We start from the raw sequence: 15,553 nt of genomic DNA, 5'->3' as shown, positions 1-15,553 counted from the left end.
CCCGTCATGAGGGGCCAGAAGAACTCCCAGACGGAGACGTCGAAGGAGAAGGGAGTCTTCTGAAGGACGGAGTCGTCGGGAGACAGGCCGTACTGCTGCTGCATCCACAGGAGGCGGTTGACGATGCCGGAGTGGGCATTCATGGCGCCCTTGGGGCGGCCGGTGGAGCCCGAGGTGAAGATGACGTAGGCGAGGGAGTCGGCGCCGGCCAGGGGCGAGGGAGTCGTCGAGGGCTGACGAGAGACAGCGGCCGCGTCGGAGTCCAGGCACAGCACGCGAGAGGCGTGAGGAGGCAGGACGGCCTTGAGGTGCTCGTGGGTGACAAGCACCGGCGCATCCGCGTCCTCCAGCATTCCGGCGAGGCGCTCACGGGGGTAGGCCGGGTCCAGGGGGACGTAGGCGGCGCCGGACTTGAGGACGGCGAGGAGCGCGACGACGAGGTCCAGCGAGCGCTCCAGGCAGACACCGACGAGGACGCCGGGACGAGCACCGAGAGAGCGCAGGTGCCAGGCGAGCTGGTTGGCGCGAGAGTCGAGCTGGGAGAAGGAGAGAGAGGAGTCCTCGAAGCGGACGGCCTCCGAGTTGGGAGAGCGAAGGACCTGGGCCTCGATGAGCGAGTGCAGGGACACGTCGCGCGGGTAGGACTCCGTGCGGCCCTGGAACTCCACCAGCACCTGTCGCCGCTCCTCCTCGCCCATCAGCGGGAGGCGCTGCACCGGCAGGTCCGGTGAGGCCACCACGGTGCGCGCGAGCACGTTGAGGTGCTCGATGAGGCGCTCCATCGTGGCGTCATCGAAGAGCTTCGCGGCGTACTCGAAGCGGCAGGCGAGTTCGCCCTGTCCCTCGACGACTTCCAGGCTCAGGTCGAACTTCGACGTCCCCGTGGCGACGTCGAGCTGGCTCAGCTTGAGCGTCTGATGGGTGGTCTCCGCCGGAGGCGTGTTGATGACGTTGAGGACGACCTGGAAGACCGGCGTGCGGCTCTGGTCTCGCGGCGTCTGGAGCACTTCAATCAATCGCTCGAAGGGCGCGTCCTGGCGCGAGAAGGCCCCCAGCGACTGCTTCTTCACGCGGCCCAGCAGCTCGCGGAAGGTCGGCGTCCCCGTGAGCTGGGAGCGCATGGCCAGGGTGTTGACGAAGCAGCCGATGAGGCCCTCCGTCTCCGGCTGCGTGCGGCCCGCGATGGGGATGCCGATGGCGAAGTCGTCCTGTCCCGCGTGGCGGCCCAGCAACGCCTGGTACAGCGCCAGCATCACCATGAACGACGTCGCGCCTTCCTTGCGGCCCAGCGCGAGCAGGGGCTCCGTCACCTCGCGACTCAGCACGAAGCGCAGGCTGCCACCGTCGTAGGACTGCACCGCCGGACGCGGCCGGTCCACGGGCAGCTCCAGCGCGGGTACTCCAATGAGCTGGTCCTTCCACCAGCGAATCTGTCCGTCGAGGACCGCGCCCTCCAGCCACTCCCGCTGCCAGACCGCGTAGTCCGCGTACTGCACGGGCAGCTCGGGCAAGGGGTTGGGGATGCCCGCGCTGAAGCACGCGTAGAGCACCGACATCTCTCGCGCGAGCACCAGCGAGCACCACGCATCCGAGATGGCGTGGTGCATGACCATGTTGAGGACGTGGTCCTGTGGCCCCATGCGCAGCAACACCGCGCGGATGACCGGACCTTGCTCCAGGTCGAACGTCCGCGCGCCGTTCTCCTGGCAGCGGCGCATCAGCTCGGCCTCGCGCTCCTCGGAGGTCGCTCCAGCCACTACCTCCAGCGGCATGGGCAGGCCACCCTTGGGGTGGATGATCTGCACCGCTCCGTTCTCGGTGATCTGGTACGTGGTCCGCATCACCTCGTGACGCTGCACCAACGTGTTCAGCGCGGCCTGGAGAGCGTCGGTGTCCAGCGGACCGACGAGCCGGAAGCTGGAGCTGTTGTTGTACGCGGTGCTCGTCGGGTCGAGCTGCTGCAGGTACCACAGGCGCTGCTGCGCGAAGGACAGCGGCAACGGCCTGTCGCGCCGTGCCCGCGGAATCCCCGTGGGCGCGGTGGGCACCGTGGCCGCACGGGGCGCGGGGCTCTCGGTCTTCGCGGGTGGCGCCTTGGCCACGGGGGCAGGGGGCTTGGGTACGGAGACCTGGACATTCTCCACGCGTCCATCCGCGCGCAGTCGCGCATGGCGGCCCGTGCGGAACACCTGGGACGCGCCTCCCATGGGGTGGGCCACCAGACGACGGCGCTCCTCCTCCTCGGAGCGCCACAGTCCGGAGGGCAGGCCCGCGCCTTCCAGCGCCAGCTCTCCGACGACTCCCACGGGCACGGGGTGGCCCGCGCCGTCGAGAATCCACGGACGGAGGCCCGCGGGGAAGCGCTCCTCGGGGCCTCGGGGAACCAGCGCGCCTTCTCGTGCGCCGCCCGCGAGCAAAACCTGGAGTCCCGAACTCTGATGCAGCGTCGTGGCCAGCTCGGGCGAAGCCCCATCGAGCACCAGGGCTCCCACGAGCCCCAGCGCCTCACGGGAGCCGGGCAGCTCGGTCAGCGTGCGCGCAAGGCGCGCGGACGTGTGCAGGAGGACCTGGCCTGATTGCCGTGCCAGCTCCAGCACCTCGCCTACGCCCTGGTCGCCTTCCACCAGGACCTGCTCGTGGCGCGTGGCGGCCTCTTGCTCCAGGCGGTCTCGGATGGCGGAGAGCTTCTCGAGTCCCTTGAGCACCACGGGCGTCTCGAGCCCGAAGTCGATGAGCGCGGCGATCTCATCCACGTCCGCCACCCTCACGTCGAGCAGGCGCTTGAAGCCGCTCTCCACCGTGCCGATGAGGCCCGTGCCCTTCGCGTGATGCTCGAAGGTGTGCTCCAGGAGGGTGTTGATGTCCTCCTCGGAAACCTTGTCGATTTCACCCTGGTGCCCCTGGGCTGCGAGCAGCGTGGCGGTGATCTCCGCCGAGCTGCGGAAGTAGCCCAGCAGCGGCTTGCGCACCGTGCGAAGGACTTCCTGTTCATCGTCGCCGATGAAGGCGTGCAGCATCACCGTGACGTGGCCTCGGCCCGGGTGGCCGTTGCGACGCCACGCCTCCCGGTAGAGGGCGACCCGCTGCTTCAGCTCGTCGATGGACAGCGCGAGCAGACCGGTGAGCACGCCCGCGCCCACCTCGCCGGCCAGTCGGAACGTCTCCGGATTGCCCACGGCCGTGAGCCAGACGGGCAGCTCCTTCTGCACGGGCTTCGGACGCAGCCCGACCTCCACCGTGACGCCGCCGCCGCCCAGCCGCTTCATCTTCTCGCCCCGCCACAGGGAGCGCAGCGTCGCCAGGTGCTTCATCAGGATGTTGCGGCGGTCCTCGAAGTTGGCCGGAGCGAACGAGAAGTCCGCCACGTGCCAGCCCGTGGCCACCGAGAGGCCCACGCGGCCGCCCGAGAGGTTGTCCACGACGGACCACTGCTCGGCGACCTGCATGGGGTCATGCAGCGGCAGCACCACGCTGCCGGAGCGCAACTGCAGGCGTTTGGTGATGGTGGCCAGCGCCGCGGCGACGACCGCCGGCTGCGGGTAGAGACCGCCGAACGAGTGGAAGTGCCGCTCGGGCGTCCAGACGGCCGAGAAGCCGTGGGCATCCGCGAACTTCGCGCCCTCGACGAGCAGCTCGTACTTGGGACCCGTCATCGAGTCCTCATCGTTGGCGAAGTAGATGAGGCTCATGTCCATCGCCTGGGTGCGAGGACCGCCGCCTTGCAGTCGCACCAGTCGCGCGGAGACCTGCTCGGAGGGGAACGCCACGCGCAGACCGCGCGAGAGCGCCCACAACACCTCCAGCTCCGGACGCTCCGCCGACGTGTCGACCGCCGCGAGCCACGTGCCGCCTTCCGACGGTCGCAGGCGCTCATCCAGCGCGGTGAACAGCTCCGCCAGGGAGTGATGGTCCAACGTCCACGCCGGCTGGCCCGCGCCCGAAGGCAACAGCCAGGCCGCCGCATCCGCGCGAGTTCCACGTGCGCCCGTGCTCGCGGGAACCGATGCATCGAGGAGATCCTCGAGGTAGAGCGTGCGCGCGGCATCGAGCTTCGAGGAGGTGACGACCCCTCGCCAGGTGATGAGCAGGGGCGTTGCCGCGCCCTGGGGCGCATAGGCCGCGAGCCCACCCAGGTCCGTGGCGCCGAGGGCCACCACCGCGCCTCCGGCTTCGAGGACACCCCAGAGGACCGCCAGCTTCGAGGGGGACGGAGGCAGGCAGACCGCGACAGGGGCTCCGGGATTCAATCCCGTGGCACGCAGTCTCGCCGCGACGTTCTCCGCGCGCCGGGTCAGCTCCGCCCAGGACCAGGACTGGTCCCCGATGATGGCGGCCACGGTGCCCGGGCTCCGCTTCGAGCGCTCAGCGAGTTGGGCCGGAACGGAGGTGGAGACACGCACGGGACGCGGCGCGGGCCAGGTGGCGCGCTCGGTCTCGGTGGCCAGGGGCAGGCGAGAGACGCGCTCATCCGGACGAGCCATCGCGGACGCGAGCAGCACGTGGAGGTGGTCCACCATCCGACCGGCGGTCGCCGCGTCGAACAGCTCCGTGGCGTACTCCAGCGCGCCGTGGACGCGGCCCGACTCGTCACCAAGCACGAGCGTCAAGTCGGACAGCGTGGTGCCCCACTGCACGGGGCCGTCCGGGACTTCGACGATGGAGCCGCGGACCCCGGTCATCTCCAGGGCCGCCGCTCCGCCGCTGATGCCGCTGTGGAACACGAAGACGGTGTCCGTCATGCGCCCGCGGCCAATGTCCTTGCCGGGGACGAGTGCTTCCACCAGGTACTCGAAGGGCACGTCCGGACGGGACTGGACCTCGTTGAGTTCCTGGCGCACACGGTTGAGCAGCTCACGGAACGTCGGGTCGTCCGCGAAGCTGGTGCGGAACGCGGCGGAGTGCGCCACGTATCCGATGAGGGGCAGCAGCTCCGGCCGGGTGCGATTGCCCAGGGGCGTGCCGACGATGATGTCCGTCTGTCCGCTGTAGCGGTGCAGCAAGGTCTGCCACGCGGCGAGCACCAGCATGTACGACGTGAAGCCCTCGCGTTTACCGAACGCGCCCAGCTCGCGGGCCAGGGCTCGCGGGAACTCCACGGGCAGGCGCACGGAGGTGAGCGGGCAGCTCGCGGGGCGCTTGCGGTCCGTGGCCACCTCGAGCTGACGCGGCATTCCCGCGAGCCGCTGACGCCACCACTGCTCCTGCTCGGGGAAGCGGCCCTCGCGGATGCCGCCGCGCTGCCACGCGCCGAAGTCCGCGTACTGGATGGGCAGGGGAGGCAGGGGCGACGGGCGGCCTTGCTTGAAGGCGCCGTAGAGCTGCACCAGCTCGTTGATGAAGAGCGCGGTGGAGAGCGTGTCGCAGACGACGTGGTGGATGCTGCCCAGCAGCAGGTGGTGCCCAGGCTCCAGCCTGAGCAGTGAGGTCCGGATGACGGGCCCGTTCACCAGGTCGAACGGGAGCATCGCCTCCTCGCGCGCCAGGCGCATGGCCTCGGCTTCGCGCAGCTCGGGCGTGGCTCCGTGTACGTCGACGATGGGGAGGGGGATGTGTACGTCGTGGTGGAACCGCTGGACGGGTCGGCCGTCGACCACGTCATACGTCGTGCGCAGGGCCTCGTGCCGTCGGACGACCTCCTGGACCGCGCGCGCCAGCGTGGCCGCGTCCAGATCTCCTTCGAGTCGCAGGACGAAGGGGATGTTGTACGCGGAGAGGCCGGGCAGGTGCTGCTCCAGCCGCCAGACACGTTCCTGGACGAAGGAGAGCGGCAGCTCGGTTGTGCGGGGCAGGGGGACCAGGGGCAGCTCGCGCGTCGGCGCGGCGACGGGGGCCTGCCGCAGCATCGGCTCGATGCGCAGAGCGATGCCGGCCACCGTGGGCGCCTCGAACAGCGCCGCCAGGGGGAGCTGCACGCCGAACGCTTCTCGGACCTGGTTGAGAAGCTGCGCGGCCATCAGCGAGTTGCCGCCAATCTCCAGGAAGTCGTCGTCGCGGCCGACGAACTCCAGGCCCAGACGCTCACGCCAGAGTCCCGCGAGTCGCTCCTCGATGGCACCGCGCGGTGCGTCCTCGCGCGTCGGCGTGGCTTCCACGGGCTCCGGCTCGGGAGTCACCGGTGGCGACCGAGGTGCCTCCACTGGCGCCACGTGGCCGGGTCGGAATCCCGAGGGTTCCAGCGACGCTACCTGGGCTGGCTGGAAGCCTGAGGTCTCCGACGGCGCCACGTGGGCAGGGCGGAAGCCCGCGGACTCACTCTGGACGGCGTGAGTGGGCCGTGAGCCAGCGGGTTTGGACGGGAGTCCGTGCACGGGCGGTGAGCCGGGAGAACCGGCCGGGACTCCGTGGGCGGGCCGGACGCCAATGGCCTCCGATGGCACCACGTGAGCAGGTCTGTACCCAGACGACTCCGACGGAGCAACCAACGCCGGCGGGGGAACGAGCCCCGTCGTCGTCGGACGCCCGGGCTCCATTCCGGACGCCATGGCCGTGACAGACGGAGGGTGTGCGACCGGCGTTGGTGCTCCGGACGCGGCCCTCAGCTGCACGGTCTCCGCGACGATCAGGGGTTGCACAGGTGCCGCGCCGGGCTTTGCCTCCACCCAGACGCGCTTCTCCTGGAACGGATACGTGGGCAGATGCAGCCGGTGGCGCTGCTCATGCGCGAAGAAGGCGGACCAATCCACCTCCACACCCTGGGTCCACAGCTCACCCACGGACGCGAGGAGACTCGCGTGCTCGGGCGTTGAGGTCCCCCGCCGCAGCGTGGCGAGCGCCTTCACCCGGTCCTTGTCCTGGCCCAGCGACGCGCGCACCAGCGGCGTCAAATCCTGTCCAGGGCCCACCTCCAGCAACACGCTGCAGCCCTCTTCGAGCAGCGCTCCCACCGCGTCGGCGAACAACACCGGCTCGCGCATCTGGTCGGCCCAGTACCGAGGCTCGGCCAGCGCCCCGGTCCGCGCCCACGTGCCCGTCACGCTGGACGCGTAGCGCACGGTCGGCTCGGAGCGGCGCAGCGAGGCCACCACCCGCGAGAGTTCGGGCATCAGCGGCTCCACATCCGCCGAGTGGAACGCATGGGGCGCGGGCATCCGCACCACACCGACGTCCCGGCGCTTCAGCGTCTCCTGGAGTTGCTCCACCTCCGCCACGGGGCCCGCGACGACGCAGCGGTCCACCGCGTTGACCGCGGCCAGGGACAGTCGGCCCGACAGCAGCGGCTGCACCTGCGACTCGGGCAGCGCCACCGCGAGCATGGCTCCGGGCGGCATCCGGTGCATCAGCTCGCCTCGGGCCACGGCCAGCTTCAGGCCGTCCTCCAGCGACAACACTCCGGAGACGCAGGCCGCGGCGTACTCACCGAAGCTGTGTCCCAGGACGGCATGGGGCTTCAGGCCCCAGTCCATCCACATCCGCGCGAGCGAGCACTCGACGGTGAACAGCGCCGGCAGAGCGACGCGCGTGTCCGCGAGCAGCGTCGCGTGCTCGGCCTCCTGTCCCGGTGCCGAGGTCAGCAGCGTGCGGACCTGGGCCCGCAGCGCCGGAGTCAGCAGCGCCAGGCACGCCTCGACATGGGCGCGGAACGTGGGCTCGGTGTCGAGCAACTCTCGACCCATGCCCAACTGCTGGCTCCCCTGGCCCGGGAAGATGAAGGCGATGCGGCGCCGACGCGCGGCCTCCGTGTCCTTCACCTTCGTCGGCGTGGAGGGCTTGAGGAGCTGTCGCGTCAGCTCGGCCGCGTCGCGAGCCACCACCACGCGGCGATGCTCGAAGACCTTGCGGCCAACGGCGAGCGTGAAGGCGGCATCCGCCACGGGCAGGGCCTCGGCATGCGCCTCCGCATGGGAGGCGAGCTGCTTCGAGGCCGCATCCAGCGCCTCGGGCGTGCGTGCGGACAGGACGAACAGGTGATGGGTGCGGGAGCTGCTGCCGCTCGGAGACATCGGGGACTCCTCGAGCACGGCGTGGGCGTTGGTGCCGCCAATGCCGAAGGAGCTGACCGCGGCGCGCCGCGGGGTCTCGCTCCTCGGCCACGGCCGAAGGGTGGTGTTGACGAAGAAGGGCGTGGCGTCGAAATCAATCTGCGGATTGGGGCGCTCGAAGTGCAGGCTCGGGGGAATCTCCCCGTGCCGCAGCGACAGCGCGACCTTGATGAGGCCCGCGAGTCCGGCGACGGTATCCAGGTGGCCGACGTTGGACTTCAACGAGGCCAGGGCGATGGTGCCTCGGTGCTCGGGGCCCAGGCCGTAGGCGCGCTGGAGCGCCGTCACCTCGATGGGGTCTCCCAGCGGAGTCGCCGTGCCGTGCGCCTCCACGTAGCCGATGTCCGAGGCCGGCACGCCGGAGCGCGCGAGCGCCTGGCGGATGACCGCGGACTGTCCCTGCACACTGGGCGCGGTGAAGCCCGACTTGTCGCGCCCGTCGTTGTTGGTCGCCGTCGCGCGAATCACCGCGTAGATGGCATCGCCATCCCGCTCCGCGTCCTCCAGGCGCTTGAGGACGACGCAGGCCACGCCGTTGCCGGAGACGGTGCCCTGCGCCGCCGCGTCGAACGAGCGGCAGTGCCCGTCCGGCGAGAGAATCATTCCCTCCTGGTACACGTAGCCCGTGCGCTGGGGCACCGACAGGCGCGTCGCCCCGGCCATGGCCACGTCGGACATTCCCGCGAGCAGGTTCTGGCAGGCCAGGTGGACCGCCACCAGCCCCGTGGAGCACGCGGTGTGGATGAGGACGCTCTCACCGGTGAGGCCCAGCTTGAAGGACGTCTTCGTGGCCAGGCTCTCGTGAGTGGCCGTGCCGTAGAGCTCGAACAGCGCGGCGCCATCCAGCGGCACCGTGGCGCGCACCGCCTCCGTGTAGCCGGAGTCGATGGCCCCCGCGTACAGGGAGATGGCCCCCGGGAAGCGATCAGGGTCGATGCCCGCGTCTTCCAGCGCCGTCCAGGCCGACTGGAGGAACACCCGCTGCTGCGGGTCCAACCACTGCGCCTCGCGCAGGGACATGTCGAAGAACGCGTGGTCGAAGCGGTCCGCGCCTTCGAGCACGCCCCCCGCCGGGACGAACGCCGGGTGCTGGCTCAGGTCGATGCCCTCGGGGAGGCCGGGCATGCGCTCCAGCTCCTCGGGCTTGAACCAGGTGATGGACTCGATGCCTCCGCGCAGGTTGCGCCAGAACTCGCCCACGGACCTCGCGCCGGGGAAACGTCCCGCCATGCCGATGATGGCGACGGCCCCCGAGGTGGAGGGCTTGGACACGGGGCGCTGAGGCTCGGGCTCGACGTGAGGCGTCGCCGTGGTGGCGGCCTCCGCGACCTGCTTCTCCAGGGCACGGGCGAGCCCCTGGACGGTGGGGTGTTCGAACAGCCACACCACGGGGAGCGGCTGGCCCAGCTCTTCACGCAACCGCGCGGCGATGCGCACGACGGAGAGCGACGTGCCGCCCAGCTCCTCGAAGAGGTGGTCATGCATGCCGACGCGCTCGGTGCCCAGCTCCTTCGCCCAGATGGCGGAGATGCGCTGCTCCAGCGGATTGGCGGGCTCGACGAAGCGGCCCTGTCGTCCCGTGGACGCGGCATCCGGCTTCGGCAGCGCCTTGCGGTCCACCTTGCCCGTCGAACTCAGCGGCAGCGTGGGCAGCGTGACGATGACCGACGGCACCATGTACTCAGGCAGCCGCTGGCGCAGTCCCGCGCGCAGGTCGGCTGTGTCCAGCGTCTGGCCCTCCCGCGCGGAGACGTAGGCCACCAGCCGCCTGTCACCCGGGACGTCTTCGCGAACCACGGCGGCGACTTCATGCACGGCGGGCTGCGAGGCCAGGGCGGCTTCCACTTCGGACAGCTCGATACGGAAGCCGCGGATCTTCACCTGCTGGTCCGTGCGTCCGATGAACTCCAGCACGCCCTCGGCCCGCCAGCGGACGACGTCACCGGTGCGGTAGAGCCGCTCTCCCGGGAGGTTGCCGTAGGAATTCGGGACGAAGCGCTCGGCGGTGAGGTCCGGACGCGACACATAGCCGCGAGCCACGCCCAGTCCACCGAGGTACAGCTCGCCAGGGACGCCCACGGGCACCAACTGTTGCCGGGCATCCAGGACATACGCCTGCGTGTTGTCGATGGGCGTTCCAATCGGGAACGACACGCCCGACGGCATCGGCCGCTGGATGGAGAAGGCCGTGGCGATGACCGAGACCTCGGTGGGCCCATAGGCGTTGGTCAGCGAGCCGCGCACCGTGGACAGCGCGCGATGCGCATGGGGCGCCGAGAGGACCTCACCGCCGACGTGAATCTCCTTCAGGCGCTCCAGGATGTCGGGACGGTGCTCCACGAGCTGCGCGAAGAGCCCCGAGGGCAGGTGCGTGAACGTAACGCCATGCCGCTCCATGACCGCGCCCAGCGTGTCCAGGTCACTGGGGACGGCGTTGGCCGGGTAGATGACCACTCGGCCGCCGTGCAGCAGCGAGGGGCACAGTTCCAACACCGAGCCATCGAACGAAATGGGCGCGAGCAGGATGCTGGTCTCTCGTGCTCCGTACCGCGCGTACCGCTCCGCGTGGCACAGGCGCAACAGGCCCCGGTTCTCGATGGCGACACCCTTGGGCCGCCCCGTGCTGCCGGACGTGAAGATGACGTACGCGAGGTTGCGTGGGCCCGCGCCGGAGCTCGGTGGCGTCGTGGGCCATGAGTCCAGCCTCAGGTCCTCCAGGTTCAGGCTCTCCAGGCCAGAGTCAGGGAGGGACAGCCGCTCCCTCAGCGCGCGCGAGGAGACGAGCAGCTTCGGCCGCGCGTCCTCGACCATGAAGGCCAGGCGCTGGGCCGGGTACGCCGCGTCGAGCGGGACGTAGGCGCCACCCGCCTTCATCACGGCGAGGATGGTGGCCACCATGTCGAAGCCGCGCTCCAGGCACACGGCGACGAGGACCTCGGGCCCCACACCGCGAGAACGCAGCAGGTGCGCGAGGCGGTTGGCGCGTGCCTCCAGCTCCCTGTACGTCAGCTTCTGTTCGCCGGACTCCAGGGCGATGGCATCGGGGCGCAGGTTCGCCTGTCGCGAGAACCCGTCCACGAACGTGGCATCCGCCGGGAAGGGCCGCACGGTGTCACTCCAGTCGACCACGAGCTGACGGCGCTCGTCCGACGAGAGCAGGTCCAGCGTCCCCAGCGCATGGTCCGGAGTCGCCACCACGGCTTCGAGCAGGTTTCTCAGGTGGCTCGCGAGGCGTGCCACCGTGGGAGCGGTGAACAGCTCCGTGCTGTACTCGATGACGCCACGCAGCCCGTCCGCCTCTTCCACGAGGACGAGGCCGAGGTCGAAGCGCGCGGTGTCGTTGTCCACGTCGAGCTGGCGCAACGTCAGGCCGGGCACGTTCATCGTCGTGGCGGGCGTGTTCTGGAGCGCGAAGACCACCTGCACCAGCGGCGTGCGTCCCAGGTCTCGCTGGGGCTGGAGTTCCTCGACGAGCCGCTCGAAGGGCAGGTCCTGGTGCTCATACGCCGCGAGGGTCGTCTCACGCACCTGGGCGAGCAATGCGCGGAATGAGTCCTCCGGACGCACCCGTGCGCGCAGCACCAACGTGTTGACGAAGAACCCGACCAGTCCCTCCAGCTCGCCATGGCGGCGGCCCGCGATGGGCGAGCCGACGAGCAGCTCCTCCTGCCGGCTGTAGCGCGAGAGCAGCGTCTGCCACGCGGCCAGCAAGGTCATGAAGGGCGTGGCCCCTGCCTGCCGTCCGAGGGCAACGACGCGATTCACCAGCTCGCGAGGAAGCTGGATGGCGTGCGAGGCCCCCTGCGGCGTGCGCAGCGCGGGACGCGGCAGGTCGGTGGGCAGATCGAGGACGTGAGGCGCGCCTTCGAGTCGCTGCTTCCACCAGGCGACTTCCCTGGCGAGCGTGTCGCCCTGGAGCCACTGGCGCTGCCACGCCGCGAAGTCGACGTACTGCACCGGCAACGGAGACAGCGCCGGAGCCTTCTGCGCGGAGAAGGCCTCGTAGGCCAACGCCACCTCGCGCACCATCACCGCCAGGGACCAGCCGTCCGAGATGATGTGGTGCATGACGAGCACCAGCACGTGCAGCTCGGAGTCGAGCTTCACCAGCACGGTGCGCAGGAGCGGCCCGGTGCTCAGGTCGAACGGCTGGCTGGCCTCCTCGGCGGCGTACTTGCGCGCCGCGGCCTCGTGCTCCGAAGGCGAGACGTCGGTGAGGTCGGCGAGCGGCAGGGTCCACGGCTTGTGGGGATGGAACGTCTGCGTGGGCTGGCCGTCCTTGAGCGAGAAGGTCGCGCGCAGGGGCTCGTGACGGGAGACGAGGAGGTCCAGCGCCTGCCGCAGCGCCTCGGGATTCAAGGCGCCTTCCAGTCGGACCGCGCCGGACACGTTGTACTGGGTGCCTCCTGGCTGGACCTGGTCCAGCAGCCACAGCCGCTGCTGCGCGAACGACAGCGGCAGCTCCCCGTCGCGAGGAATGGGACGCAGCGGCGGCACCTGCGACGGTGTCGAGCGGAAGAGCATTCCCTCTTCGACAAGCTCCGTGACTCGGGCCACGGTGGGTGCGTCGAAGAGGGCGTGCACGGGGAGTTCGACGCCGAACGTGGTGCGGATGCGAGAGACGAGCTGGGTCGCGAGCAGCGAGTGTCCGCCGAGCGCGAAGAAGTCGTCATGCAGCCCCACGTGCTCGACGCGGAGCAGCTCGCGGAAGGCGCTGGCGACCCGTTGCTGGAAGGGCGTGAGTCGTTCAGGTGCGGTGGGCACGGTGGTTCCAGCCGTGGTCGGTGCCACCGGGGCCGGGAGCGCCTTCCGGTCCAGCTTCCCGCTCGGAGACAGGGGGAAGACGGGGAGGCTCACGAAGGCCGAGGGCACCATGAAGGTGGGCAGTCGGGTCGCCAGGTGGTCCTTCAGCCCGGTCGTGTCGGACGACGCGGACTCCTGGACCACGTAGGCGACAAGGCGCTGGTCGCCGGGGACGTCCTCGCGGACGAGGACGACGGCGTCGCGGACGGAGGGGTGTGAAAGGAGAGCGGCTTCGATGTCACCGAGCTCGATGCGGAAGCCGCGCAGCTTGACCTGGAAGTCGGAGCGGCCGAGGTACTCGAGGGTACCGTCGGGCAGCCAGCGAGCGACGTCGCCGGTGCGGTAGAGGCGGGCCTCGGGAGCGTCGGAGAACGCATCGGGGATGAAGCGCTCGGCGGTGAGCTGGGGCTTGCGCCAGTAGCCGAGGCCGACCTGGACGCCGCCGATGAAGAGCTCACCCGGGACGCCGATGGGAGTGGGCTGGCCGAGGGAGTCGAGGACGTAGAGGCGGGTGTTGGCGACGGGCCTGCCGATGGGGACGGAGGAGCGAGAGGAGCCGCGAGCGCAGTGGAAGAAGGAGACGTCGACGGCGGCCTCGGTGGGGCCGTAGAGGTTGTGGACTTCCGCGGAGGCGGGCAGGCGCGAGTGGGCGCGACTCACCAACTCCGAGGAGAGAGCCTCGCCACTGCACACGACGCGGCGCAGTCCCGAGAGCTTCTCGAGTCCCGGCTCCTCCAGGAAGGCGCGGAGCATGGAGGGGACGAAGTGCAGGGTGGAGATGCGCTGCTCGGAGATGAGGCGGACGAGGTAGGCGGGGTCCTGGTGTCCACCGGGCTTCGCGAGGACGAGGCGAGCGCCCGTCATGAGGGGCCAGAAGAACTCCCAGACGGAGACGTCGAAGGAGAAGGGAGTCTTCTGAAGGACGGAGTCGTCGGGAGACAGGCCGTACTGCTGCTGCATCCACAGGAGGCGGTTGACGATGCCGGAGTGGGCATTCATGGCGCCCTTGGGGCGGCCGGTGGAGCCCGAGGTGAAGATGACGTAGGCGAGCGAGTCGGCGCCAGCCAGGGGCGAGGGAGTCGTCGAGGGCTGACGAGAGACAGCGGTCGCGTCGGAGTCCAGGCACAGCACGCGAGAAGCGTGAGGAGGCAGGACGGACTTGAGGTGCTCGTGGGTGACGAGGACGGGTGCGTCCGCGTCCTCCAGCATTCCGGCGAGGCGCTCACGGGGGTAGGCCGGGTCCAGGGGGACGTAGGCGGCGCCGGACTTGAGGACGGCGAGGAGCGCGACGACGAGGTCCAGGGAGCGCTCCAGGCAGACACCGACGAGGACGCCGGGACGAGCACCGAGAGAGCGCAGGTGCCAGGCGAGCTGGTTGGCGCGAGAGTCGAGCTGGGAGAAGGAGAGGGAGGAGTCCTCGAAGCGGACGGCCTCCGCGTTGGGAGAACGAAGGACCTGGGCCTCGATGAGCGAGTGCAGGGACACGTCGCGCGGGTAGGACTCCGTGCGGCCCTGGAACTCCACCAGCACCTGTCGCCGCTCCTCCTCACCCATCAGCGGAAGCTGTCCGATGGGGCTCTTCGCATCGCGAGCCACGGTCTCCAGCAGGACGCGGAAGTGTCGGCTCAGCCGCTCCGCGGAAGCAGGGGAGAACAGGTCGAGACTGAACTCCAACGCGCCGTCGAGTCCGCCGTCCTGCTGCTCCATCAGGGACATCGTGAGGTCGAGCCGCGCGGTGTTCGTCGCGGTCTTCAACACGTCGACCCGGACGCCGGGCAGCGCAGGAGGCTGCATGGGCGCGTTCTGCAACGCGAACATGACCTGGATGAGCGGAGACCTGCGGCCCTCGCGCTCGCCGCCGAGCGACTCCACGAGCTGGTCGAATGGGACGTCCTGATGGACGTACGCGGCCAGCGACTCCTCACGGACTCGCGCCACCAGCTCCGTGAAGGTCGGGTTGCCGTCGACGCGGGCCCGCAGCACCAGCGTGTTGACGAAGAAGCCGATGAGCGGCTCCAGCTCTGCTCGGGTGCGCTGGGCCACCGGGCTTCCGATGCAGAAGTCCTGCTGCCCGGAGTAGCGCGACAGCAACACCTCGAACGCGGCGAGCAGGACCATGAACAGCGTGGCCCCTTCGGCGCGAGCCAGCTTCTCCAGCTCCGCCACCAGCTCCGGGGGCAGCGTGAAGAAGTGACTGCCACCCCGAATCGTCCGCGTCGTGGGACGCACGGTGTCCGCCGGAAGCTCCAGCGCGGGAGCCCCGACGAAGCGGGCGCGCAGGGCTTCGAGCTGTCCCTGGATGCCCTCGGAGCGCACCCACTGCCGCTGCCACGCCGCGAAGTCCGCGTACTGCACGGGCAGCTCGGGCAAGGTGGGCTCACGGCCCTCGGCGATGGCCTCGTAGAGCGCGGCCACCTCTCGCACCAGCACGCCCATGGACCAGCCGTCCGAGACGATGTGGTGCATGCACAGCAACAGGACGTGCTCGGCGGGCTCAGTGCGGACGAGCACCGTGCGCAGCATTGGACCGTTCTGGAGGTCGAACCGGTGATGTGCCTCCTCGACCATCCGAGCGCGGAGCGCGGTCTCGCGCGCGGCGGGAGCCAGCGTGCTCAGGTCCTCCACGGGCAGGGACCAGCGCGTCGGCGCGGGTTGGATGCGCTGGAACGGAAGGCCTTCACGGGCGAGGAAGGTCGTCCGGAGCACCTCGTGCCGGAGGACCAGCGCGGCGAAGGTCTGCCTCAACACGTCCACGTCGAGCGCGCCGGACA

At 70.2% G+C, this 15,553-nt stretch carries 1 protein-coding gene (running past one end of the window); it reads right to left on the bottom strand.

Annotated elements, in window-relative coordinates:
- Window positions 1–15,553: part of a non-ribosomal peptide synthase/polyketide synthase coding region (locus HUA74_RS18470; protein ID WP_254625110.1), annotated on the bottom strand (this coding region is incomplete at its 3' end). Its footprint extends 13,243 nt past the window's final position; the window shows 15,553 of its 28,796 annotated nt.

This window comes from Myxococcus sp. CA051A (genome assembly GCF_013336705.1).
GTDB lineage: Bacteria > Myxococcota > Myxococcia > Myxococcales > Myxococcaceae > Myxococcus > Myxococcus llanfairpwllgwyngyllgogerychwyrndrobwllllantysiliogogogochensis.
This window is presented reverse-complemented; position numbering and strand designations above follow the sequence as displayed.